Origin of the sequence: Chromobacterium fluminis, assembly GCF_011602385.1 — a bacterium.
In the GTDB taxonomy this organism is placed as follows: Bacteria; Pseudomonadota; Gammaproteobacteria; order Burkholderiales; family Chromobacteriaceae; genus Chromobacterium; species Chromobacterium fluminis.
Map to the genome: position 1 here is coordinate 66,435 of NZ_JAAOMA010000006.1, position 23,229 is coordinate 89,663.

The following is a 23,229-nucleotide window of genomic DNA, read 5'->3' on the forward strand; positions in this document are numbered from 1 at the left end:
ACGCGGCCAAGGCCGCGTGTTGGATCCAGCGTCGCCGCTCACTCACGAAGGGTCGGCGTAACGTTCCTTCACCTGCCAGACATAGACCGGCAGGCCCAAGAGCAGCAGGATCATGCCCCACATCACGATGTCGGCGCCGGAACCGTACAAAGCCCACACCGAATAGGCGAAGCCCACCCCGGCGAAGCACAGCGGCGCCAGGTAGTCCTTGCGCTGGAACTGCTGAGGACGCATCAACATGATGGCCAGCAAGGCCATCGAGCAAAAGGCGTAAGGCAGTAAGGTCGTGGCGGTGGCCAGCAGAATGATGAACTCGAAAATTTTGACGCCGCCGTCGCCGCCGGCGTATTTCATCGCCATCAGCACCGTCACCAAGCCGCTGGACAGCACCAGGCCGAAAATAGGCACGCCTTGGCGGTTCATCTGAGCGAAGCGACGGGGAAACAGGCCGTCGTGCGCGGCAGCTGCCGGCACGTGCGCTTGCATCAAGCTCCAGCCGTTAAGCGCGCCGAAGCAGGAAACAATGGCGCCGAACCCCACCAGATAATAGCCCCAATCGCCCCACATCAGCTTGGCTGCGTCGGCGAACGGCGCCTGCGAGGCGGCCAGCATCGCCGGCGGCATCAAGCCCATCAAGACCACCGTGGACAAGATGTAGAGCACCGTGGCGATCAGGGTGCCCAGCACCGTGGCGCGCGGAATGGTTTTTTCCGGCGCTATCACGTCGCCGGCCGGCACCGACGCCGACTCCAACCCCAGAAAAGCCCACAGGGTCAGCGCCATGGTGGCGGACACCGAACTGAGCAGGGGCTTGTCGTGGGGGTTGAACACGATGTTGTCCGGCTGCATATGGAAAAACCCGATGAAGGTGACAGCGGCCAAGGGCAACAGCTTCAGCAAGGTGGTCGTCACCGCCACCAAGCCGGAACTGCGCGCACCGCGGCTGTTGATCCAGGTGACGATCCAGATCAGGCTGATGGCGAACACGCCGGCCAGCAGATTATCGTGCCCCAACACCGGAAAGAACACCTGCATATAGCTGGTGGCGGCCACCGCCAGCGCCGCGTTGCCGGCCCACAGCGCAATCCAGTAACCCCAGGCTATCCAGAAGCCGGCAAAACCGCCGAAGGCTTCATGAATGTAGGCGTACGGCCCGCCTTCCTTGGGCAAGATGGCCGCCAGCCGCGCGAACACCAAAGCCAGGCAGATCGCGCCGGCGGCGGTGAGCAGCCAGCCTATCATCGACACGCCGCCGAACGGCGCGAGCGACGCCGGCAACAGGAACACGCCGGAACCGATCATATTGCCCACCACCAGGGCGGTGCACATCCACACGCCCAGCGCCCGGGTCTTGGTCTTGCTGTCTAAATTGGTATTGCTCAAGGCTTGGTCTCCATCGGGCCTGCCGATTGACGGGCGCGCCGCGCGCGCGTGTTTCTACGATCATGCGATGGCGCCGGCGGAACGGGTTTTGCCAGTTCCGTTCGCATTCAGACTGATACGGTTAAAAAAGCGCCCATGATAGAGGGCCGCGCCCGCAAGCTGGGCATGCTTTCTTTAAGCCGCTTGACCGGAGTCAACTGAAGCGGGACTTTGCGCCAGCGCGCGCGCATGAAAAAAAGGCGGCATTAGAACACAAATTCGACATAAAAACATGTCGCATTTTCCGTATATCAAGGAGAAGGCGATGGCGACCCGCTTGCCGCGGCCGATGATGCGCAACAAGCGCGTGCGCAGATGCCAATATAGGCCAGCCGGGATGGAAAAAAAGACGTCAAACGCATAATTTTGGCATAAAACGGCGCAATTCAGTCGGCAAGCACCGGTCCGACCGACACGTTCGCCAGCGACCAGTGGGCGCGCGCCCACTGCCACAACTCAGCCAGGCCGCCGCACTCCTCCGGCGGAACATGCCCCAGGCGGCTTAAGGCCAGGCGTAAGGTCGCGGCGGCGTCCTCCGCCGCCACCGCCGGCGCCAGCGTCTGCTTGGACAGTTTCTCCCCCGCAGCGTTGACCAGCACCGGCAGATGACAATAACCCGGCGTCGCCACGCCCAGCGCCTGCTGCACCGCCACCTGGCGCGGCGTGGACACCAGCAGATCGGCGCCGCGAACCACATCGTTCACCCCTTGCTCCGCGTCGTCCACCACCACCGCCAATTGATAAGCCCAATAGCCGTCAGCGCGCAGCAAGACGAAATCGCCGATATCGGCCGCCAAGTTCTGCCGGTACGGCCCCTGCAGGCGATCATCCACCACGGTCTCGCCGGGTTCCACCCGCAGGCGCCAGGCTCGCCCCCCCTCTTCCGGACGCCTCAGTCGGCAATGGCCGGGATAAACGTAACCGTCCAGGCCGCGCCGCGCGGTCTCGGCGATCTTCTTGCGCGTGCAATTGCACGGATAGGCGTGGCCGGAAGCGATCAATTGCTCCAACGCATGCCGGTACAACTCATGGCGGCGGCTTTGGTAAACCACTTCGCCGTCCCACTCGAAGCCATAGGCTTCCAAGGTGCGCAGGATGGCGTCGGCGGCGCCGGCCACCTCGCGCGGCGGATCCAGGTCCTCCATCCGCAGCAACCACTCACCTCCGCGCGCGCGCGCCTCCAGATAACTGCCGATGGCGGTGCACAGGGAGCCGGCGTGCAACAAACCGGTGGGGCTGGGGGCAAACCGCCCGCGATAGGGAGAAGCGTTCATGACGGATAGGAAATTTACGGCGGCAATGCGTTGTGAAGGGAATTTCTGGCTAATAATGTTGACTGATACGCTCAAATCATCGCCCCGCGGCCGCGCCAAACGGCGCCGCCGGCTTTCGACGACCAAGGAGCCGAACATGGCCTACGTTGTAACCGATGCCTGCATCAAATGCAAATACACCGATTGCGTCGATGTCTGCCCGGTGGACTGCTTTCACGAAGGCCCCAACTTCCTGGCGATCGACCCGGAGGAATGCATAGACTGCACGCTGTGCGTGGCGGAATGCCCAGTGAACGCGATCTACGCGGAAGACGACGTGCCGTCCGGACAAGAAGGCTTCGTCGCGCTCAACGCCGAGCTTTCCAAGCTCTGGCCCACGATCACCGAGAAGAAGGATCCGCTGCCGGACCACGAGGACTGGGCGGCGGTCGAAGGCAAGCTGCAACACCTGGAGCGCTAAGAACGTGTTTACGATCTCGCTAGCTAAAGCGAGACAAGGCGAAAACCGCTGAGAAAGCGGAGTGTACATAGGGTACATGAGCATTTCGAAACGGTTTTCAACGCCGTATCGCCGACGCGCAGCAGATCGTAAACAGGTTCTAAGAACCGGTTCAAATGAACAGTTCTATATCCCCGGACTTGCCGGCCACCTCCGGCTTCAACACCTGCTGACGATAGCGGTTTTCCTCGCTGATCAAGCTGCGGCTGCGCTTGAGCTTCTTGACCAACACCTTGCCGCTGTCAGTGAAGAAGTACACTTTGCGGGCGCAGTCGCCCAGCAGGTCTTCGGCCAGGATGGGAATCCTTTCCGCATCCAGATAAGCGTGGATGAAGCGGCGGTTGCGCTCGCCCACGTTCATCACCGACATGCCTTCCAGCACGCTGCCTCCGCCGAACACCTTGGCCTCCATCCGGTGTCGCATCGCGCCCAGCTTCTGCATCTCGGTGATCATCAACTCCATCGCGTGAACGCCGAAGCGCGCGGCGGACGCGCCTTCTCCCACCTCGATGCTGCCTTCGGGAAGCAGAAAATGGTTCATGCCAGCTACATTGGCCGCCCGGTCCAACATGCACACGGCCACGCACGAACCCAGCAGCGTCACCAACAACTGCGGCTGGCTGGTAACGTAGAAGCCGCCGGGAAATACTTTCACCGCCTGGCTTTGAAAATGCTTGTCGAAATAGGAATGGCTGCTGAAATGCACTGCGCCGTTCTTCATAACATCGCCTTTTCCGACCTGCCGTACAGGCAGGCCATGATTTTGGAGGCCAGCGCTTCCAGCGGCCACTCCTGTTGCACGCCGCCGGCCTTCATCGCCTCGCGCGGCATGCCGTACACCACGCAACTGGCCTCGTTCTGGCCGAAGGTGACCGCGCCGGCGTCGCGCATCTTGCGCAGGCCGTCCGCTCCGTCTCTCCCCATTCCTGTCAGGATCACGCCGATGGCGCGCTTGCCCAGGCCGCGCGCGGCGGAGTCGAACAGCACATCCACCGACGGCCGGTGCCGGTTCACCTTCTCGCTCTGATCCAATTCAATGCGGAAACCGCCCGCGGCGGCCTGTGCCCGCATATGCCAATTACCTGGCGCGATATAGGCGACGCCGGTTTTGATCTGCTCGCCGGCCTCCGCCTCCTTTACCCGCATCGGGCAGTAACTGTTCAGCCTTGCGGCGAAGCTGGCGGTGAAATACTCGGGCATGTGCTGAGCAATCAGAATCGGCGGACCATCGGCCGGCAAGCCGCTCAACAGGGTTCGGATCGCTTCCGTGCCGCCGGTGGAGGCTCCCACGAAAATCATCGCTTGCTGGATGCTGGCGCCCAAGAGAGGTGCCTGCGGCCCACAGGCCTCGACCCTGCGATGAAAGCGGTGCGGCGCACGCACCTTGGCGGCCGCCACCGCCCGGATTTTGTCTCGTATCTCATCGGCGTAATCGTTCATCCGCCTGGCGATATCGTGCGCCGGCTTGGACATAAAGTCGATGGCGCCCAATTCCAACGCCGTCAGCGTCGCCTCCGAACCTTGCTGCGTCAGCGAGGAGATCATTAGTACCGGCGTCGGCCGCAAGCGCATCAAGCGCCGCAGAAATTCCAAACCGTCCATGCGCGGCATTTCGACATCCAGCGTGATTACGTCGGGATCCAGTTCTCGAATGCGCTCGCGGGCGATCAACGGGTCGGAGGCAGTGGCCACCACCTCCATGTCCTGCGCCTCGTTGATGATGGAGGTCAGCAGATTGCGGATCAAGGCGGAGTCGTCCACCACCACCACGCGAATTTTCTTGTCGAACCCCATCCACGCTCCCGAATCGATAAAAGGGCGGACACGCCGGCTAGGCCAGCCGGTAGCTGGTTTTGCCGCAAGGCAGGAAGGCGTCGCTCAGGTGCAGGATATTTTCCGAATGCCCCAGCAACAGCAAACCGTCCGGGGCCAGATGCCGCGCCATATGATTGAGTATGGCCGCCTGTGTCGGCTTATCAAAATAGATCAACACATTGCGGCAAAAAATGACGTCGAACTCTCCCAGCGGCGGCCACTCTTCCGCCACCAGATTCATCTGGAAAAAAGTCACCGCCTCGCGCAAACGTTTCTTCAGGCGCACCTTGCCGTCGTTGGCGCCTACGCCCTTGTCGAAAAAACGGCGCAACTGCGGCTCCGGCAACTGGCTGACGCGCTCGCGCAGATAGACGCCGTGCATCGCCTGCTGCAATACATGGGTGTCAATATCGGACGCCAGCAATTCGCAGGGGAAAGGCCGTAAAGACTCAGCCAGTTCAGCCATGGTCATGGCGATGGAGTAAGGCTCCTCGCCCGTCGAAGACGCCGAGCTCCAGACCCGGTACGGCCGGCCGCGCTTCCGCCAGCGCTCGGCGTGCGCGCGCAGCATGCTGAAATGATGCGGCTCCCGAAAAAACGAAGTCAGATTAGTGGTCAGCGCATTGACGAAGTTCTGCCACTCCTCCGACAAGGCGTCCTGGTCCAATCGGTCCAAGTACTCGGCGAAGCTTTTCAAACCCAAACTCCGCACTCGCTTGGCCAGCCGCGCGTACGCCATATGGGTCTTGCTGTCGTTAAGAGCGATGCCGACTCGCCGGTACACCATGCCGCGGATGCGGCGAAAATCTTCTGGCGTGAACTTGATGTCCAGTTCCAGGCCCATCAACTCGGCCCTCGCGGCTCCGCGCTCAGCCTAGCCAGCGTCAAAACTCCTCCCACTCGCCGTCCGTCAGGTCCACTTGCGGGCGCAGTCGTTCCGGCACCACGATCTTGCCGGCGTGTTTGAGCGGCACAGTCTTGGCTCCGGCGACATGAGCGACGACATGCTCCGCCGTCTGCCCAACATGCGCCGCCATTGGCCGCAAACGCTGTCCCTGCTCCCCCAGCTTGAATACCTGGACCGCGTCGTCCAAATAGCGCGCTTGCTCTTCCAGCGACTCCGCGGCAGCCGCTGCCTGCTCCACCAGCGCGGCGTTCTTCTGAGTGTTTTCGTCCATCTGCGTCACCGCCAGATTGACCTGCTCTATGCCCGAGCTCTGCTCAATCGACGCGGCGGAGATATCGCTCATGATGTCGGCGACGCGGCGGATGGAAATCACAATCTCGTCCATGGTGCTGCCCGCCTCGTCCACCAGCTTGGAGCCGGACTCGACCTTGGCCACCGAGTTGCCTATCAAGCCCTTGATTTCCTTGGCGGCGGCGGCGGAGCGCTGCGCCAGGTTGCGCACCTCGCTGGCCACCACCGCGAAGCCCCTTCCCTGCTCGCCGGCCCGCGCAGCCTCCACCGCGGCGTTGAGCGCCAGGATATTGGTCTGGAAGGCAATGCCGTCGATCACGCTGATGATGTCGACGATCTTGCGCGCGCTGTCGTTGATCTCGTTCATGGTGGCCACCACGTCCCCCACCACTTTGCCGCCGCGCGCGGCAATGTCGGAAGCGCCGGTGGCCAGCGTGTTCGCCTTTTTGGCGTTCTCCGCGTTCTGCCGCACTGTGCTGGTGATTTCCTCCATGCTGGAAGCGGTTTCCTCCAGACTGGCCGCTTGTTGCTCGGTGCGGCTGGACAGATTAGCGTTGCCGGAGGCGATCTCGCGCGCGGCGGTGTTGATCGCGTCGGTGGACTCCTTGATGTTGGAGACGATTTCCTTCAAGCGCTCCACCGTGGTGTTGGTATCATTCTGCAACTGGCTGAACAGGCCCTGGTAGTCGCCCTTGATCGCATGGGTGAGATCGCCCTTGGCCAAAGCCGCCAGCACGGTGGCGATATCGCCCAGGCCCTGGCTGGTCACTGCCAGCAGTTGATTGACACTTTCGCCCAACTGTCGGAAAAAGCCGTCCTTGCCTTCCAGATTGATGCGCCGGTCGAAATCGCCTGCCGCGGCCGCGGAGATGATGCTGGCCACCTCTTTCTCGATCTCCACCTCCCCGGTGCGATCCTTCCACTCCACCACCGTGCCCAGCCGCAAACCGTCGGTGCCGAACACCGGATTGGCCACCAAGCCGAAAATACGCTCGCCAATATTGATCTGCGCGCGATAAGTGGAACGCAGGTTGGCCAGCAGGTCGCGCTGATGCGCCGGATTGCTGTGGAACACATCCATATTGGTGCCCAGCAAGGCGCGCGCGTCGAAATTGGGCAAGGCTTTGCGCATATCGGCCTCGGCGCGGCGCATCATCTCCAGCACACTGTGATTGGTGTAGATGATGTTGCGATCGTTGTCGGCAATCATCACATTGGTGGAGGCATTGTCCAGAGCGTTGCGTACTCTGATGTTTTCAACCGCCTTCTCGGCCAGCAAACTCATCGACGCGAACAGGCTATGCTTATCGCCCGACCTGACCTTGATCTCGGAGCGCACCTGGCCCTCGGTCAACTCCCGCATCACCTTGACCAGCTCCGCAGGCTCGCCGCCCAACTGTCGCATCAGCGAGCGGATAATGAAGATCCCAAAGCCGATGCCGATCGCCAACGCCAACAAAGTGAAGCCGAACAGCAACTTGTAAGCCTGTTGGGAATTGTCGCTGGCGTCCTGCCCCGCCTTGCGCATCAGTCCCTCCTCAAACGCGATGTAGCGGTCGATCGAGGTCATGTATTTGAGCTGGGTGTCGCGCAAGGTGACGAACAAGTAATCGCGTGCCTGCACATCCCGCCCCTGCGCCTGCATGCGTCGGAACACATTCAGTTCGGACCGGAAACTGGCTTCATCGGAACGCATCGCTTCAAACAGCGGCCGCCCGGCGCTGCCGACATTCGGTTCCAAGGCAGCCATGCGCTGCGTCAGATTGACCAGACTGTCGTCAATCTGCTGGTTGAGTTCCTTGATCAGTTGGGCATCCTTGGTCAACAGCAGATTGCGCACGTCCCGCGACGCCAGGTCGACATTGGCTGCAATCTTGTGCGCGGCGCTGACCTGCGGAATATGCACGCCGGAGATATTGACCAGATCGCCGGCCAGTCCCTGCAGCTGTCTGACCGCCAGCGTCATCGCCACCGCCAACAGCAGAATCAAGAGGCCAAAGCCCAACACCAGCCGATGGATCACTTTCATATTATTCATGCTTCGCCCCCTCAAAACAGGCTTGCGGCCGCGCTTATACGCGGCCCGCGGCGTCAGTCAACGCCATTTCCTCGCTGCCCATCAAACGCTCGATATCGACCACGATGATCATGCGCTCATCCAGCGTGCCCAGTCCTTCGATATAGGCGGTGTCCACCGCCGCGCCAAACTCCGGCGCGGCTCGCAGCGCTTCCCGCTCCAGTTGAATCACATCCGACACCCCGTCCACCACCGCGCCGATGACACGCCCGCACACATTCAGCACGACCACTACGGTGAACTCGTTGTACACCGGCTCTCCAATGCCGAACTTCAGACGCAAATCCACGATAGGCACGATATGGCCGCGCAGATTGACCACGCCCTTGATGAAGTCCGGCGCGTTGGCGATGCGGGTCACCGCGTCGTAGCCGCGGATTTCCTGCACCTTCAGAATATCAATGCCGTACTCTTCCGCCCCCAGCGTGAACACCAGCAGCTCATTGCCCGAGCGCCTCTGCGCCAACCCCGGGTCGTTCCATTCCGCCACCATTTTTTTTTCCTTCTTGTTTCATGTGTCCAGCACCATCCGCTGGTTGTGCCTCGCAATTGCGGCAATGTCCAGGATCATGGCCACCTGGCCGTCGCCCAGAATTGTGGCGCCGGAAATACCCTCCACCTTGCGGTAGTTCGTTTCAAGGTTTTTCACCACGAACTGCTGCTGGCCGATCAAATCGTCCACTAATAGCGCCAGCCTGCTGTTGCCGGCTTCCACAATCACCAGAATCGCCTCGCTCGGCGTATGTTTCGCTTCCGGAATGGAAAAAAATCGTCCCAACGGCACAATCGGCAGGTATTCGCCGCGAATTCCCACCACCTGTCCTCGCGCGGCCACCGTTTTGATTTCATTCGGCGCCGGCTGCAGCGACTCCAACACCGCTCCCAAGGGCATCACATAGGTTTCCGCGCCGATGCGCACCGACATGCCGTCCATGATCGCCAGGGTCAGCGGCAAATGAATGCTGATGGTGGTGCCGATGTCGGCCATGGAGTCAATCTCTACGCGGCCGCCCATGCTCTGGATATTGCGCTTGACCACATCCATGCCCACGCCGCGGCCGGACACCTCGGTCACCTCCGCTGCGGTGGAAAAGCCGGCCTCGAAAATCAGGTTCCACACTTCAACGTCGCTTAGCGAATCCGGCGCAGCCAAACCGCTTTGTCGCGCCTTGGCCAATATCCGCTCCCGGTTCAGCCCGGCGCCATCATCGCTGACTTCGATGACGATATTACTGCCCTGGTGGAAAGCCCGCAGCGTAAGGCGCCCGACCGGATCCTTGCCGCCCGCCTGCCGAGCTTCCGGGGATTCGATGCCATGATCCAGGCTGTTGCGCACCAGATGGGTCAGCGGGTCGGACAGTTTCTCGATGAAGCCTTTATCCAGCTCGGTGCTTTCGCCCATCATCGTGAGCTCCACCTTTTTACCCAATCGGCCGGCCAGGTCCCTCACCACGCGCGGAAAGCGGTTGAACACAAAGGCGATGGGCGTCATCCGGATCGACATCACCGCCTCCTGCAACTCCCTCGCGTTGCGTTGCAAAGCGCCGATACCGCTAAGCAGGCGCTCATGCGCCACCGGATCCAGGCCCGCTCCGGACTGCGTCAGCATGGACTGGGTGATCACCAGCTCGCCCACGAGGTTGAGCAGCAAATCCACCTTGTCGATGTTGACCCGGATCGAACTCTCGCTCGTCGCCCCGCCGCGCGCCGCCGGCTTGGCCGCGTCGAACTCCGACGCCAGCGGAACTTCGTCCCGCTTCGCCGCCTCGGCAAGCGGCGGCTCGAACAGACCGAATCCGTCTCCTTCCAGCCAGACCGAGGCGTCCGGCACTGGAGCCGCCTCAAGGAACAAGCCGAAACTGCCCTCCTCCTCCACGCCATGATCGACATTGATGCGGAAATGCTCCTGCGGCACGGCAAATGCCAGCGACTCCGCCACCTCCGCGGCGTCCAACGGCGAGGTGAACACGGCAACCCAGGGCAGCTTGTCAAGCTCCTCGCCGTGCTGCACCACACTCAAGTCGCCGTGCTCAGCCAGCGACTCCAGCAAGGCGTCGATGTCAACGCCGTCCACCACGTCGATTTCCAAGTACAGCGTCCAGTGTCGCGTTTCCTCCGGCGCCCGCCGCGCCGCGGTCTCCATTGGCGCGGCCGCCAACGCCTCCAACTGCGCCTTTAGCTCATTAGCTTGCGCTGCATCGACGTCGCCTTTGCCCTTGTGCGCCGCCAGCATCCCGTACAACACGTCTTTGGCTCTCAGCACCAAGTCCACCAGATCCGAACTCAAGACGCGCGCGCCGCGCCTCACCTCGTCCAGCAAGCCTTCCAGCACATGCGTCAAGTCCGCCATATCGGCGAAACCGAACGTGGCCGCGCCGCCCTTGATCGAATGCGCAGCGCGGAATACCGCATGCAAATCCTCTTGCTCCGGACAGGATTTATCCATGCCCAGCAGCAGGCTCTCCATGCTGGACAAATGCTCATCCGCTTCATCAAAAAACACCTGATGAAACTGCGACATGTCGATTGCCAAAAACTCGCTCCTCGTCGTGCCCGAAATCAGCCGATCACGCGCTTGACCACATCCAACAGCTTCTGCGGATCAAAAGGCTTGACCAACCAACCCGTGGCCCCAGCCGCGCGGCCAAGCGCCTTCATTTGATCGCTGGACTCCGTGGTCAGCATCAGGATGGGCGTCGTCGTATACTCCGGCAGTTTGCGCAAGGAGCGGATCAGGGTCAGGCCGTCCATGCCCGGCATGTTTTGGTCGGTCAGCACCAGATTGAACTGGCCTCCCTGCGCCTTGGCCAGGCCCGTGTTGCCGTCACCGGCCTCCACTACCTCGTAACCGGCGCTTTTCAAGGTGAACGACACCATCTGTCGAATCGAAGCGGAATCATCAACCGTCAGTATTTTTTTGTGCATAACATCCCCGTTTCAGAAAACCTTCCTGCGCCCGCTCGCCTGACTCGGCTCTTCGCTCATCGTCAGCTCGACACAAGCCGCGTCGGATCCGGTTTCCATTCTTTACCTTGCTCGCTCGTCGTCTCGTTCCCCAACGGCGAGACGACCGATTCGCCCAAGCGCGGAAATTCGCGCAGACATTAATGATTGATCAACTAAAAAGCCCGCCGATTCAAGCCTGAATCCGCGCTGCGCCTACGCATGCGACCAAGAAACGTCGTTAAGCCGGTCGCGGAGACGCCGCCGACGGCACGGCGAAAGCCAGCGACGACATGTCGTCATTGTATGGGCTGCTGAAGCCTAGCGGAATTGACGGCAAGGGGCCATAGCCGTACGCATCGGCCGAGGAAACACTGGACAAGCGCAGCAGACGCGACAATAGGTACGGCAGATCCGACTCCTCCATGCCATCGCTGTGCGCCAGGAAATGCTGGCCCTCCGCCCAGGGCAGCGCCAGCGGCTGCCGCAGCTCGACGTCGGCTCGCAACCCCAGCGGGCTACACATGGAGGAAAAACGCCGCTCAAGCCTGGTGGACAGAAACAGTAAGATATCCGGCATGCCGGCATTGACCAGTCGCACCTCGCAAGCGTCCCAGTCAATCTCCAGCAAAGCACTGCCAACGTAGCGCCCATCGGCCACATGGCGATACATGAAAGCATTGAGTTCGCTCAGAGCCGACAAGGATAAAGGCTGCCCCAACAGCACCCGCGACGCCCCCAACGCCAGCAGCGCGGCGTCCAACGCCGATCCCTGCCCATGACCGGACGCGTCCCCCAGGATCAGCAAGGTCCGTTCCGGCAAATCCGCGCGCAGCACCACGTCGCCGCCCACCGCCTCTACCGGCTTGACGGACACCTCCAAGGGAAACATACGGACCGTCGCCTGTTTCGACGGACGATATAGAGACATGGCGCCGTTGATGATGTCGAACGCCGCCGCGCCGAATAGACACGGGCAAAGCGCATGTTGCTGCCAATGCCAGGCCAGCAGCCGGTTGCGCAGCAAGTCCGCGTCGAAGTCCCCGCGCAGAAAGTGAATATTGGGCGTGGCCAACCAGGGCGCAGGACGCCCTGAGGAAAACACCCACAAGGGCTTGTCGCCCTCCCATTGCTCGAACAGCTCGGCGGGAGCGTCCGCCAGATTCGTCAGCCAAAGATCCTGCTTGCCGCCCACCGCAAAGTCGGCGCCACCGCAAAACCACCAATCCAGCGCCGACAACCAAGGATCGCCACGAACCCGTGCCTCGGCATCAGCGGACAACCAGGCCCGGATGCGCACAGACGCTCCAATGCTTGAACTTACTTAATGGTGAACATCTTGTTGAAGCAGGCGATTTCAAACACCTGCATCACCGCCTCGCGACAATTGATCAAGGTCATGCTCTTCTTCTGTCCAGCCGCGCGCTCCTTCAGCAACAGCAACATTCCCAGCGCGGAACTATCCAGAAACGGCACCTGATCGAAATCAATCTCAATCTCCTGTACTTCCGGATTGTCCAGCAGTTCCTGGCTGGCCTGACGGAATTCCCGGTGCAAGTTGAAATCGAACTGTCCGATCAGGATCATCTTCCCAACTCTGCCCTCTACTTTGACAATGGGTCTCATGCGGCGTCCTCGGCTTTCTTCTGAATAAACGGCACATCCATCACGATTGCATCATCGGAAGGCTGAGCTCGAAACAGGCCCCGCCCTCCCCCTTGTTGAAACAACGCACTTGCCCGCCCAGCTCGTCCACCACTTTCTTGACAATGGCCAAGCCCAAGCCGGTACCCCCGGGACGGGTTGTGAAGAACGGTTCGAACATCTTCTCCAACTCCTCCGGATTGAACCCGGGCCCCGAGTCCTCCACCCGAAACAGCAAAGCGGTCTCCCCCTCCTCCACCGATAAGCGCACCACATCGCCGCTTGCGGAGAAGTGCCAGGCATTCTCCAACAGATTCACCAAGGCTCCCTGCAAGGCTTTGCGGTCCACCAAGACCTTTATGGCAGATGACACCACCACATTGCAATCAAAAAGCACGCCTTTTTCATGACATTGTGGTTGCATGACCGCGCGCAAATCCTCCAGCAACCCCTCCAGATCCAAAGGCTCCAGCGTTGTCACCTGACCGCGGACAAAACTCAGCATGTTCTGGATCAGACTCTCCAACGCCCGCATCCGCGCCAAGCTCTTGTCGACGAAACGGGCGCGGTCCTCCGCCCGCGGGATATCCTGCTTCAGATTCGCCGTGTACAACATCGCCGTGGCCAACGGCGTGCGCAGCTGATGCGCCAATGCCGCCGCCATGCCTCCCATGGACGCCAACTTCTGCTGACGGGCCAATTCTCCGGTCAATTGATGCAAACGAGATACATCGTGAATAAGCACAATCTGCCCTCCGACAGATGGCAGGTCCTGGCATTGCATCGTCAACACCAAACCCGCCGCCCCATGCCGATGGCAATAGGTATCGTCCAGTTCCGAACGCGCCAGCCCCGTCAGCATGTCCCGCCATAAAGCGCCTACAGAACAACCGTTTAGCATCCGGCTGGCCGCAGGATTCACCGCCGTGACCACGCCTTCGGCCGAGACTTGCACCACGCCCGCGGGCAGCGCCTCCAGCAGCAAGCCCAAGCGCTCGGCCAGCATCGCATTCTCATCGCGCTGTTTGCGCAGCTGATTGTTGGCTTCGTCCAGTTGCGCATTGAGAACTGTCACTTGGCTCTCAAGTTGTCTATATGCATCAATAAGTTGGCCGGATACCGCATTGAATTGCTCGAACGCGGCTTCCAGTTGCTGCTGATCTTTGAGGCTTGAAACCATATGCCGAATCGCTTGCGAGTTATTTGTAAAAACCACTTAAACAGTATGATAATGAATGGGTATCGCTGAGCCAAGCTGTTATCTGGCATGAGGCTCAGCAAAAAAAACCGGGCAAAACCGATATCTGGCGTATAACGGGTAGTAGTACGCCACTTCAAAAGAATGCAGCGGAGGTTTCTGTGTCAGAGCTTCTCAAAAAAATCGACGCCAGGACGAAACTGGCCGGCACCAACAAGCTGGAAATCCTGCTGTTCTCGTTGGGCCAGGATCAGCGCACGGGGCGCAAGGAAATCTTCGGGATCAACGTATTCAAAGTGCGCGAGGTCATGCGCACGCCGGAAATCACCTCCGCGCCTGAAATGCCCTCCTCCGTGGAAGGCATGGTCAGCCTGCGCGGCGCGCTGGTGCCGGTCATCGACTTGGCCAAATACACCGGCGTCGTGACCAGCAACAAGCCGGAAATCATGATCGTCACCGAGTACAACGCCCACACCCAGGGCTTCCTGGTGGAAGCGGTGGACACCATCTTGCGTCTGGACTGGTCCGCAATGCGCGTGCCGCCGGAAATGATCACCAACCGCATGGCCGGCTTGGTGACCGCCGTCACCGAGCTGGACAACGGCACGCTGGTGATGATGATGGACGTGGAAAAAGTGCTGGCGGAAACCACCATCGTCGACGACGGCCATACCTTCCTCGGCATCGAGCCGGTCAAGGAACCGCGCCGGATCTTCTTCGCCGACGACTCCGCCGTAGCGCGCAAACAGATCGAACGCACGCTGGAAGTGATGAACATCCAGTACACCTCCGCCATCAACGGCATGCGCGGATGGGAAGAATTGCAGAAAATGGCCAATCAGGCCGATCTGGCCGGCAAGAAGCTGTCGGATTCGCTGCACTTGGTGCTGACCGACGTGGAAATGCCGGAAATGGACGGCTATATGCTGACCAAGATGATCAAGAGCGATCCACGTTTCAACGGTATTCCGGTGTTGATGCACTCCTCCCTTTCCGGTTCCTCGAATCAGAAACTGGGCGAATCCGTCGGCGTTGATTCCTACGTCGCCAAATTCGAACCGCAGAAGCTGTCGATGAAACTGCGCCAGATGCTGAATCTGGAACCCAAAGACTAAGATCAAGTAAGCAAAAGCATTAAGGGAGAGGGACAGATATGGCAGCCACAGACGCCTCCTTGCTTGCAACCGTTGACGCCAGGACCAAACTGGCGGGTTCCAACAAAATGGAGATTCTGCTGTTTTCGCTTGGAACGCGGGAAACCTTCGGCATCAACGTTTTCAAAGTGCGCGAGGTGTCGCAGACCCCCGCCATCACCAAAACGCCTAACATGCCGTTTGGCGTGGAAGGCGTGCTGTCGCTGCGCGGCAATATCATCCCGGTCATCTCGCTTGGCAAGTTCATCGGCGCTGATCAAACCCGCAGCTACGAAACCATGATCGTCACCGAGTTCAACAAGAGCACCCAGGCCTTCCTGGTCGACTCGGTGGACCGCATCATCCGCGTGGACTGGGACAAGGTGCGCGCGCCGGAAAACATGATGGCGGCCAGCGGCACTAACCAGAACCTGATCACCGCGATTACCGAACTGGAAAACGGCAAACTGGTGTCCATTCTGGATGTGGAACAGATCCTGGCCAGCGTGGTCGGCGAGCCGCGCTTGCCGGACGTGCCCACCGCCCAGTTGGAAAACGACCAGTACATCTTCTTCGTCGACGACTCGGTCGTAGCCCGCAAGGAAATCACCGGCGTGCTGGAAAAAATGGGCATCAAATTCCAGCAGGCCACCAACGGCCGCGAGGCATGGGACCGGCTGCAAACGCTGGCCAATCGCAACTTCGGCGAGGACGAGTGCCTGCACGACCACCTGAAGATCATCCTCGTAGACGCCGAAATGCCGGAAATGGACGGCTATGTGCTGACCAAGCTGATCAAATCCGATCAGCGCTTCCGCGGCATCCCGGTCGTGATGCACTCCTCGCTGTCCTCCAACGCCAACCGCGCGATGGGCTCCAGCGTGGGCGTGGACGCCTATGTCGCCAAGTTCGACCCCGGCGTGCTGGCCGAAACTTTGATTCCATTCCTGCAGAGGTAGTCGCTACAATATGCGGCTCGATGAATTTCAGATAAATCAGGACACACCTCAATGGCAGACAAGAATATTCGCTTCCTAGTCGTAGACGACTTCTCCACCATGCGGAGAATCGTGCGCAACCTTTTGAAAGAGCTAGGGTTCACCAATGTCGACGAAGCCGAAGACGGCATGGTTGCGCTGCACAAGTTGAAGACTCAGCATTTCGACTTCATCGTTTCCGACTGGAACATGCCCAATATGACCGGCATCGAGCTGCTCAAGGCAGTCCGCGCCGACGCCCAGCTCAAACACCTGCCCTTCATGATGATCACCGCGGAAGCCAAACGCGAGAACATCATCGAAGCGGCCATGGCCGGAGCCAGCGGTTACATCGTGAAGCCTTTCACTGCCGCCACCATGGAAGAGAAAATGAGCAAGATCTTCCAGAACATGAATAAACCAGCCTGAGTGCCGAAAAAAAACGGTCTGCGTCAGTATTGAGGAGGATTTACCGTGTCCAATCACATCATGGAAAGCGGGGACAACCCGGAGCTTGAGGCTCTGTTCGACAGCATCTCGATGCAGCAGAGCGAAGCCCCTCCGGTGTCAGAACCCGCCGCGCCCGAAGCCGCGGCAGCCGCTCCGCAGCCAGCCGGGACTGCCGGCAGTCCTACCTCGATGTACGAACAAATTGGTCAGTTAACCCGCAAAATGCATGATGCGCTACGCGATCTAGGCTACGACAAATCTCTGGAAAAAATGGCGGACGCGATTCCGGACGCCAAGGACAGGCTGACTTACATCGCCACCTTGACGGAAAATTCGGCCGAACGCGTACTCAACGCCACTGATCTGGCCAAACCGTATCAGGACCAGTTGGAAAGCAAGGCGCTGGAATTGTCCTCACGCTGGGAACGGCTGTACGCCAACCTGTTGACCGTGGAAGAGTTCCAGCAACTTGCGACCGACACGCGCAGCTACTTAAATGAAGTGCCGGCCCAGACTCAGGCCACCAGCACCCAGTTGCTGGAAATCGTCATGGCCCAGGACTTCCAGGATCTAACCGGCCAAGTCATCAAAAAGATGATGGGCATGGTCAAGCTGCTGGAAAGCGAGCTGGTCAATTTTCTGATCGAGTTCTCGCCCGAGGCGAAAAAAGAAGAACTGGGCATGGGCACCAATCTGCTGAACGGCCCCGTGATCAATCCGGAAGGGCGCACCGATGTGGTCAGCAGCCAGCAACAGGTCGACGACCTGCTGGAAAGCCTGGGCTTCTAACGAACAACACGCAGAACAGAGCACGCGAGCAAGGCGTGGCGGGAGTGGAAAATGAGCGAATTCGCCGGCATGGAAGAGCTGCTGCAAGACTTCTTGATGGAGTCTACGGATCTCCTTTCCGATGTAGACAATAAACTGGTCGAACTGGAAAAACGTCCGGAAGATAAAGCACTGCTGAACGACATTTTCAGAGGCTTCCACACCATCAAGGGCGGCGCGGGCTTTCTCAACGTCGGCCCGATGATCAATCTATGCCATCGCACCGAAAACCTGTTCGACAAACTCCGCAACGGCCAACTGCACATCACCGCCGGCATCATGGACGTGATTCTTGACGCCACAGGCATCGTGCGCGACATGTTCGGCACCATGGGCCAGGGCCTAATGCCCAGCGAAGCCGACCCGCGCATCCTGGCGGCTTTGGACGCCGCACTGGCTGGCGAGGCGCTGGCCGAAGATACCGCGGCAGCCGAACCGGCCCCGGCGGCAACTCCTGCTCCGGTTGCAACGCCGGCGCCCGCCGCTGCGCCTGCACCGCAGCCCGCAAGCAACGGTCAAGGTCCGGACTGGAACCAGCTCTATCAGGCCGTCACCCCTGGCGGCGCGCCCCCCGCCCCGGTTGCCGCTGCGCCCGCTCCCAAACCCGCGGCCAAGCCGGCTCCGAGCAAACCGGCCACCAATGCGCCCAACAGCAGCGGCCCCCAGGAAAACACCATCCGCATCGATACCGTGCGTCTCGATATGGTGCTCAACCTGTCCGGCGAAATCGGCCTGACCAAGAACCGCCTGACCACGCTGCGTACCGAAATCCTGCAAGGCAACCGCGACACCAATACACTGCGCTCGCTGGACGAAGCGATCAGCCAACTGGACTTGCTGGTAGGAGATCTGCAGAACGCGGTGATGAAAACCCGCATGCAGCCGATTGGCCGCCTGTTCCAGAAATACCCGCGCTTGGCGCGCGACCTCGCCCGTCAGTTGGGCAAGGAAGTCGAACTGGTGCTGTCCGGCGAAGAGACCGAGCTGGACAAAACCATGATCGAGGATTTGAACGATCCTCTGGTCCACTTGGTGCGCAACGCCGTTGACCACGGCATCGAACAGCCGGAAGAGCGCATCGCCGCCGGCAAGAAACCGCAAGCGCTGGTGCAGCTGACCGCCGAGCAGGTGGGCGATCACATCCTGATCGAGATCACCGACGACGGCAAAGGCATGAACGCCGACGCGCTGCGCCGCAAGGCGATCGAAAAAGGCCTGATCGACCAGGAAAGCGCCAACTCCCTGGATGAGAAACAGTGCCTGCAGCTGATCTTCCTGCCCGGATTCTCCACCAAGGATCAAATTTCCAGCGTATCCGGTCGCGGCGTGGGCATGGACGTGGTGCGCACCAACATCCAGAAACTGAACGGCCGCATCGACATCAATTCGGTGCCGGGCGAAGGCACCCGCATCAGCATCTCGCTGCCGCTGACGCTAGCCATCCTGCCGGTGCTGGTGGTGCGCGCCTGCAACCAGCCGTTCGCCGTGCCTCTGGCGATGGTGCGCGAAATCATCACCATCGACCCGAACGCGATCCAGGAAGTGTCGGGCAAACCCACCATCGTGGTGCGCGACGAAATCCTGCCGCTGAAAACCCTGGCCGGCCTGCTGGGCTGGGAGCCGACGCAAAAGCCCTACTTCGGCGTATTGATGCAGTCCGCGGAAAAGTCCTTCATCCTGGCGATCGACTCCTTCGTCGGCCGCGACGACGTAGTGATCAAGCCGCTGCAGAACATTCGTCCGAAAGGCGTGGCCGGCGCCACCCTGTCCGGCGACGGCTCCGTCGTACTGGTGCTCGACATGGAAGATCTGCTCACCTCCAGCGAGGCCAGCAACACCGTTACCCGATCCGCGGACCTGATCGCCACCTGAGCAAAGGCATACCGGGACAATGACCTCGACAAGCGCCTTCATAGGCAGGCAGGCCGTTCTCAACCGCAACCAGCAGCTCATTGGCTATGAGCTGCTTTTTCGTCCCAGCGGCGAGGCCTCCGGCGTCGGCAAGCACACAGAACTGCAAGCCGACACCCAAGTGCTGGTCAATACCCTCAACAATATGGGCACCAGTTGGCTGATCGGCAGCAAGCTGGCCTTCATCAACATCGGCGAAGCCATGCTCAGCAGCGATTTTCTTGAGCTGCTTCCGCCCCGCCGCGTCATTCTCGACATCTCGCCGCGCATCGTGCCCTCCAACGAACTGCTGTCGCGCGCGCGGCATCTTCGCTCGCTGGGTTTCGGCATCTCTCTGGACGACTTCAGCTTCGAATCGCCTGCAGCGGCCTTTCTGGAGCTGGCCAACTACGTCAAGCTGGACATCCAGCACCAAGACACCAACCGCTTCCAGATGCTGGCGTCGCGCTTGCGCAGCTATCCGGTGATCCGCATCGCCGAACGCGTGGAAACCCACGCTCAGTTCCATCTATGCAAGGAGCTGGGCATGGACGGCTTCCAGGGCTTTTACTTTGCCAAGCCGGAAACCCTGTCCGCCAAGGTCATCCACCCATCCTTTCGCAACACACTGGAACTGCTCAACCTGCTGCGCCTGGACGCCGACATCCGCGATGTCGAGCAGGTTCTCAAACGCGATCTGGCCTTGTCTTACAAGCTGCTGCGCTACGTCAACTCCGCCGCCGCCGGCTTGAATACCAGCATCAGCTCCTTCTCCCACGCCGTCACCGTGCTGGGATACCAAAAGCTCTACCGCTGGCTGACCCTGCTGCTGGTCACCGCCTCCGATGAAGGCCATGCGCCCCCGGCGCTGCAAAAAACCGCGGTCACACGCGGCCGTTTCATGGAATTGCTGGGCAAAGCTCACGGCGAGCGCCACGACACCTGCGACAATCTGTTCATCATCGGCATGTTCAGCCTGCTGGACGTATTGTTCGACATGCCGATGGCCAACATCATCGAACACCTGCAACTGCCGGAAAGCATCACCGAAGCCCTGCTGCACGAAAAAGGCACGATGAGCCGCTTCCTCAAGCTGGTCAAAGCCTGCGAGGACGGCCAACTGGCCGGCGTGCCTGAACTCTGCGCCCAACTAAACCTCAGCAGCGAACAATTCAACCAGGCGCATGTCTCCGCGCTCGCCTGGGTGGAAGAACTCGGCTTATAATTCGCAATCTTGCAGTACGCGCTTAAGCTTGAGACCGAATTCCCCGATGAAATTGCTTGCCATTGATTGCTCCACCTCGTTTCTATCCCTAGCCATTGACAACGGCTCGCGTATTTTCTCCTTCCACGAGAAAGTCGAGCAAAAGCATGCCGAACGCGCGCTGCCGGAATTGGCCCGCCTGCTGGAACAGGCGGAACTGCGCCTGGAGCAACTCGACGCCATCGCCTTCGGACAGGGCCCCGGCTCCTTCACCGGCCTGCGCATCGCCTGCGGCCTGGCCCAGGGACTGGCCTTCTCCGCCGGCCTTCCGGTCATCGGCATCCCTACGCTGGACAACATCGCCCTACAGGCTGGCGCTGGCACGGTGCTGGTTTGTCTCGACGCCAGGATGCAGCAAGTCTATAGCGCCAGCTATCGCGTCACAGACAAGGACGCGCCGGAACGGCTGTGTCCGATCGGCGTCGGCGCGCCGGAAGCCGTGCCTTGGCCGGAGCGAGCCGACATTGCCGCAGGCGACGGCTTCGAACGCTATCCCGATCTGCAAAACAATGCCGGCAGCGCCATCCTCCGCGCGGATCTGCTGCCCAACGCCGTCGCCTACTTCGCGCTGGCGCGCAGCGGCCGCTATCCGCAAACCCACCCGCGCGAAGCGGAGCTGCTGTACGTGCGCAATAAAGTCGCCCTGACCGCGCAGGAACAGCAGCAGGCGCGCCAGAAATGACCACGGACTACCGAACCTTCCTGCCCGACGACGCCACGCAGTTGGCCGAACTAGAGAGCCGCGCCTGCGCACACGGCTGGTCTGCCGCCCAATACCGGGACTCCGTGCGCTGCGGCCACCAGTTTCATGGCCTGTTCGCCTCGGACCAACTACAGGGCTTCGCCGTTACCCAAAGCGTGCTGGACGAAGCCGAACTGCTCAACATCGTGATAGATCCACGATGGCAAGGCCAGGGCTTGGGCAAACAGCTGCTGCGGGAACTGCGCGCCGCGCTGGCCGCAAGCGGTGCACGGCGCCTATTCCTGGAAGTGCGGGCCGGCAACGCCGTTGCCCGCAGCCTCTACTCAAGCCAAGGTTTCGTTGAAAACGGCCGACGCAAGAACTACTACCCCTGCGCCGACGGCCGCGAAGACGCCATCCTGATGGAGACCACGCCATGAACCGCGCCGCGCTAATTCAAAGCGTGATAGGACTGGGCCCCTCCTGGGAAGCCCGCCCCGGTTGGTTCGAGCAACATCCTGCGGCACTGAACCGCCCTCCAGAAACACTGGTGGCAATCGACATTGAACCGGAAGCATCTCTGGCGCCGCCGCGCCAGGACGCCGTCACGTCGCCCCAGCCGGACGTACCGCTTGTCCCCCCGCCCGGCGTCGACATCGCTCCGCCCGTCTTGCCCCCCCTGCCTCAAGTCCAAGCCTCTCCCCTGCTAGAGTGGGACGCCCTCGAACGCGCGGTACGCGACTGCCGCGACTGCCGCCTCTGTCAAACGCGCACCCAAACCGTTTTCGGCCGCGGCAACAAACAGGCTCGCTGGCTGTTGATCGGCGAAGCGCCGGGCGAGCAGGAGGACAAGCAAGGCCAGCCCTTCGTCGGCCGCGCCGGCCAGTTGCTGGACAATATGCTGAGCGCTACCGGGCTGGACCGCGACCGCGACGTGTATATCGCCAATGTGCTCAAATGCCGCCCGCCCGGCAATCGCAATCCTAGCGGCGATGAAATTGCCACCTGTCAAAACTATCTGATCCAGCAAATTCGTCACATCCAGCCCACATTGATCCTGGCGCTTGGCCGTTTTGCCGCCCAAACTCTGCTGCAAACGGAAAAAGGCATTGGCCAATTGCGCGGCAAGCTTCACAGCTACCAGGACATCCCCTTGATCGTCAGCTATCACCCCGCTTATCTATTGCGCAATCAGCCGGACAAACACAAAGCCTGGCAAGACTTGATCTTCGCCAAAAAGACTTTCGGGCGCCTGAGCGCCGATTAAACGCAAAAACCCCGCCAAGCATGCTTGGCGGGGTTTGTTTGATGCCGAACCATAAAGAAAAAACCCTTCTCCGTGCACCAGAGAAGGGCTCTTTGCTTTCGCGTTCTCGCGGAAACCGGCTTATTTCAGCTTGGTTTCTTTGTACAGAACGTGTTTGCGAGCAACGGGATCAAATTTTTTGATCTCCATTTTTTCCGGCATCGTACGCTTGTTCTTCGTAGTCGTGTAGAAGTGGCCGGTGCCAGCAGTGGACTCAAGCTTGATTTTATCGCGCATGTGTTATTACCTCAGTAGCTTTCTGGTTGACCGCAATCAGATCTCGCCGCGAGCGCGCAGATCAGCCAGCACTACATCGATGCCAACTTTGTCGATGGTACGCAGTGCCGCGTTGGATACGCGCAGACGCACCCAGCGGTTTTCGCTTTCAACCCAGAACTTGCGATATTGCAGGTTAGGCAGAAAACGACGTTTAGTCTTATTGTTGGCGTGGGAAACATTGTTCCCGGTCATCGGACGCTTGCCGGTGACTTTGCAAACACGCGCCATGTTGAACACTCCCAAAACCGGTAAAAGCTGGCTTTATATCATAGACAAAGCCAGACACTCAAGCAGAAAACGCACCCTTTAAACAGCATGGGCGCGATCGTGTATGAAACAGTCGGCGGCAA

The 23,229-nt window shown here is 60.3% G+C and carries 24 protein-coding genes; 10 read left to right on the top strand and 14 right to left on the bottom strand.

All coding sequences use genetic code 11. The features are described 5' to 3' along the window. Positions 1–42: 42 nt before the first annotated feature. Complete coding sequence (locus HA052_RS06240; protein ID WP_240937285.1) at positions 43–1,383, bottom strand: amino acid permease; 1,341 nt, start codon at positions 1,381–1,383, stop codon at positions 43–45. 425 nt (positions 1,384–1,808) lie between these two features. After that, positions 1,809–2,696 (bottom strand): tRNA glutamyl-Q(34) synthetase GluQRS, encoded by an 888-nt coding sequence (gene gluQRS / locus HA052_RS06245; protein ID WP_166451254.1) that lies wholly within the window; start codon positions 2,694–2,696, stop codon positions 1,809–1,811. Between the two features lie 136 nt (positions 2,697–2,832). Between gluQRS and fdxA the strand changes: the two genes are divergently transcribed. Continuing rightward, complete coding sequence (gene fdxA, locus HA052_RS06250; protein ID WP_081546107.1) at positions 2,833–3,156, top strand: ferredoxin FdxA; 324 nt, start codon at positions 2,833–2,835, stop codon at positions 3,154–3,156. A gap of 151 nt (positions 3,157–3,307) precedes the next feature. Here fdxA and cheD read toward each other — a convergent pair whose 3' ends face one another. The 10 genes from cheD to HA052_RS06300 form a co-directional block, all read right to left on the bottom strand. Further along, on the bottom strand, positions 3,308–3,916 hold the full coding sequence (gene cheD / locus HA052_RS06255) for a chemoreceptor glutamine deamidase CheD (RefSeq protein WP_166451255.1): 609 nt from the start codon (positions 3,914–3,916) through the stop codon (positions 3,308–3,310). Continuing rightward, positions 3,913–4,989: a protein-glutamate methylesterase/protein-glutamine glutaminase gene (locus HA052_RS06260; RefSeq protein WP_081546100.1), complete on the bottom strand. Its 1,077-nt coding sequence runs from the start codon at positions 4,987–4,989 to the stop codon at positions 3,913–3,915. The genes cheD and HA052_RS06260 overlap by 4 nt, the downstream gene beginning before the upstream one ends. A 37-nt stretch (positions 4,990–5,026) precedes the next feature. Next, on the bottom strand, positions 5,027–5,854 hold the full coding sequence (locus tag HA052_RS06265) for a CheR family methyltransferase (protein WP_081546096.1): 828 nt from the start codon (positions 5,852–5,854) through the stop codon (positions 5,027–5,029). A gap of 40 nt (positions 5,855–5,894) precedes the next feature. After that, positions 5,895–8,246: a methyl-accepting chemotaxis protein gene (locus HA052_RS28135; RefSeq protein WP_206118786.1), complete on the bottom strand. Its 2,352-nt coding sequence runs from the start codon at positions 8,244–8,246 to the stop codon at positions 5,895–5,897. A gap of 34 nt (positions 8,247–8,280) precedes the next feature. Continuing rightward, positions 8,281–8,778 (bottom strand): chemotaxis protein CheW, encoded by a 498-nt coding sequence (locus HA052_RS06275; protein WP_166451256.1) that lies wholly within the window; start codon positions 8,776–8,778, stop codon positions 8,281–8,283. 18 nt (positions 8,779–8,796) lie between these two features. Next, a complete protein-coding gene (locus HA052_RS06280; protein WP_240937286.1) occupies positions 8,797–10,806 on the bottom strand; it encodes a chemotaxis protein CheW in 2,010 nt (669 codons plus the stop codon). A gap of 38 nt (positions 10,807–10,844) precedes the next feature. Then, positions 10,845–11,210 carry a response regulator gene (locus HA052_RS06285; protein WP_081546086.1) on the bottom strand — a complete coding sequence of 122 codons (366 nt, stop codon included), beginning with the start codon at positions 11,208–11,210 and terminating at the stop codon, positions 10,845–10,847. Between the two features lie 259 nt (positions 11,211–11,469). Continuing rightward, on the bottom strand, positions 11,470–12,528 hold the full coding sequence (locus HA052_RS28140) for a SpoIIE family protein phosphatase (RefSeq protein ID WP_166451257.1): 1,059 nt from the start codon (positions 12,526–12,528) through the stop codon (positions 11,470–11,472). Positions 12,529–12,548: 20 nt separating this feature from the next. Continuing rightward, positions 12,549–12,854, bottom strand: a complete 306-nt coding sequence (locus HA052_RS06295) for an STAS domain-containing protein (RefSeq protein ID WP_039754785.1) — start codon at positions 12,852–12,854, stop codon at positions 12,549–12,551. Between the two features lie 40 nt (positions 12,855–12,894). Continuing rightward, positions 12,895–13,947 (bottom strand): sensor histidine kinase, encoded by a 1,053-nt coding sequence (locus tag HA052_RS06300; protein WP_254894530.1) that lies wholly within the window; start codon positions 13,945–13,947, stop codon positions 12,895–12,897. Between the two features lie 284 nt (positions 13,948–14,231). Between HA052_RS06300 and HA052_RS06305 the strand changes: the two genes are divergently transcribed. The 9 genes from HA052_RS06305 (at position 14,232) to HA052_RS06345 (ending at position 22,561) form a co-directional block, all read left to right on the top strand. After that, positions 14,232–15,185, top strand: a complete 954-nt coding sequence (locus tag HA052_RS06305; protein ID WP_081546080.1) for a chemotaxis protein — start codon at positions 14,232–14,234, stop codon at positions 15,183–15,185. A gap of 38 nt (positions 15,186–15,223) precedes the next feature. Further along, on the top strand, positions 15,224–16,162 hold the full coding sequence (locus HA052_RS06310; RefSeq protein WP_019103158.1) for a chemotaxis protein: 939 nt from the start codon (positions 15,224–15,226) through the stop codon (positions 16,160–16,162). 51 nt (positions 16,163–16,213) lie between these two features. Beyond that, positions 16,214–16,609: a chemotaxis response regulator CheY gene (gene cheY / locus HA052_RS06315; protein ID WP_019103157.1), complete on the top strand. Its 396-nt coding sequence runs from the start codon at positions 16,214–16,216 to the stop codon at positions 16,607–16,609. A 45-nt stretch (positions 16,610–16,654) separates the two neighbouring features. Continuing rightward, complete coding sequence (gene cheZ, locus HA052_RS06320; protein WP_166451258.1) at positions 16,655–17,419, top strand: protein phosphatase CheZ; 765 nt, start codon at positions 16,655–16,657, stop codon at positions 17,417–17,419. Positions 17,420–17,470: 51 nt separating this feature from the next. After that, complete coding sequence (locus HA052_RS06325; RefSeq protein ID WP_206118787.1) at positions 17,471–19,330, top strand: chemotaxis protein CheA; 1,860 nt, start codon at positions 17,471–17,473, stop codon at positions 19,328–19,330. A 19-nt stretch (positions 19,331–19,349) separates the two neighbouring features. Continuing rightward, complete coding sequence (locus HA052_RS06330) at positions 19,350–20,573, top strand: EAL and HDOD domain-containing protein (RefSeq protein WP_081546074.1); 1,224 nt, start codon at positions 19,350–19,352, stop codon at positions 20,571–20,573. Positions 20,574–20,619: 46 nt separating this feature from the next. Next, positions 20,620–21,294, top strand: a complete 675-nt coding sequence (gene tsaB / locus HA052_RS06335; protein ID WP_166451259.1) for a tRNA (adenosine(37)-N6)-threonylcarbamoyltransferase complex dimerization subunit type 1 TsaB — start codon at positions 20,620–20,622, stop codon at positions 21,292–21,294. Beyond that, on the top strand, positions 21,291–21,734 hold the full coding sequence (gene rimI / locus HA052_RS06340) for a ribosomal protein S18-alanine N-acetyltransferase (RefSeq protein ID WP_166451260.1): 444 nt from the start codon (positions 21,291–21,293) through the stop codon (positions 21,732–21,734). Before tsaB ends, rimI begins: the two co-directional genes overlap by 4 nt. A gap of 110 nt (positions 21,735–21,844) precedes the next feature. Further along, positions 21,845–22,561: a uracil-DNA glycosylase gene (locus HA052_RS06345; RefSeq protein WP_346774542.1), complete on the top strand. Its 717-nt coding sequence runs from the start codon at positions 21,845–21,847 to the stop codon at positions 22,559–22,561. 120 nt (positions 22,562–22,681) lie between these two features. On the opposite strand, the gene rpmG is transcribed toward HA052_RS06345, so the two are convergent. Beyond that, positions 22,682–22,837 (bottom strand): 50S ribosomal protein L33, encoded by a 156-nt coding sequence (gene rpmG / locus HA052_RS06350; RefSeq protein WP_017506994.1) that lies wholly within the window; start codon positions 22,835–22,837, stop codon positions 22,682–22,684. Positions 22,838–22,873: 36 nt separating this feature from the next. Further along, positions 22,874–23,107, bottom strand: coding sequence for a 50S ribosomal protein L28 (gene rpmB, locus HA052_RS06355; RefSeq protein ID WP_011137003.1), 234 nt, complete (start codon positions 23,105–23,107; stop codon positions 22,874–22,876). Positions 23,108–23,229: the final 122 nt, after the last annotated feature.

Bases quoted from the DNA above. Each gene is read 5' to 3' on its own strand.
- gluQRS (WP_166451254.1), bottom strand. From the start codon at position 2,696: ATGAACGCTTCTCCCTATCGCGGGCGGTTTGCCCCCAGCCCCACCGGT.
- fdxA (WP_081546107.1), top strand. From the start codon at position 2,833: ATGGCCTACGTTGTAACCGATGCCTGCATCAAATGCAAATACACCGAT.
- cheD (WP_166451255.1), bottom strand. From the start codon at position 3,916: ATGAAGAACGGCGCAGTGCATTTCAGCAGCCATTCCTATTTCGACAAG.
- HA052_RS06260 (WP_081546100.1), bottom strand. From the start codon at position 4,989: ATGGGGTTCGACAAGAAAATTCGCGTGGTGGTGGTGGACGACTCCGCC.
- HA052_RS06265 (WP_081546096.1), bottom strand. From the start codon at position 5,854: ATGGGCCTGGAACTGGACATCAAGTTCACGCCAGAAGATTTTCGCCGC.
- HA052_RS28135 (WP_206118786.1), bottom strand. From the start codon at position 8,246: ATGAATAATATGAAAGTGATCCATCGGCTGGTGTTGGGCTTTGGCCTC.
- HA052_RS06275 (WP_166451256.1), bottom strand. From the start codon at position 8,778: ATGGTGGCGGAATGGAACGACCCGGGGTTGGCGCAGAGGCGCTCGGGC.
- HA052_RS06280 (WP_240937286.1), bottom strand. From the start codon at position 10,806: ATGTCGCAGTTTCATCAGGTGTTTTTTGATGAAGCGGATGAGCATTTG.
- HA052_RS06285 (WP_081546086.1), bottom strand. From the start codon at position 11,210: ATGCACAAAAAAATACTGACGGTTGATGATTCCGCTTCGATTCGACAG.
- HA052_RS06295 (WP_039754785.1), bottom strand. From the start codon at position 12,854: ATGAGACCCATTGTCAAAGTAGAGGGCAGAGTTGGGAAGATGATCCTG.
- HA052_RS06310 (WP_019103158.1), top strand. From the start codon at position 15,224: ATGGCAGCCACAGACGCCTCCTTGCTTGCAACCGTTGACGCCAGGACC.
- cheY (WP_019103157.1), top strand. From the start codon at position 16,214: ATGGCAGACAAGAATATTCGCTTCCTAGTCGTAGACGACTTCTCCACC.
- HA052_RS06325 (WP_206118787.1), top strand. From the start codon at position 17,471: ATGAGCGAATTCGCCGGCATGGAAGAGCTGCTGCAAGACTTCTTGATG.
- HA052_RS06330 (WP_081546074.1), top strand. From the start codon at position 19,350: ATGACCTCGACAAGCGCCTTCATAGGCAGGCAGGCCGTTCTCAACCGC.
- tsaB (WP_166451259.1), top strand. From the start codon at position 20,620: ATGAAATTGCTTGCCATTGATTGCTCCACCTCGTTTCTATCCCTAGCC.
- rimI (WP_166451260.1), top strand. From the start codon at position 21,291: ATGACCACGGACTACCGAACCTTCCTGCCCGACGACGCCACGCAGTTG.
- rpmG (WP_017506994.1), bottom strand. From the start codon at position 22,837: ATGCGCGATAAAATCAAGCTTGAGTCCACTGCTGGCACCGGCCACTTC.
- rpmB (WP_011137003.1), bottom strand. From the start codon at position 23,107: ATGGCGCGTGTTTGCAAAGTCACCGGCAAGCGTCCGATGACCGGGAAC.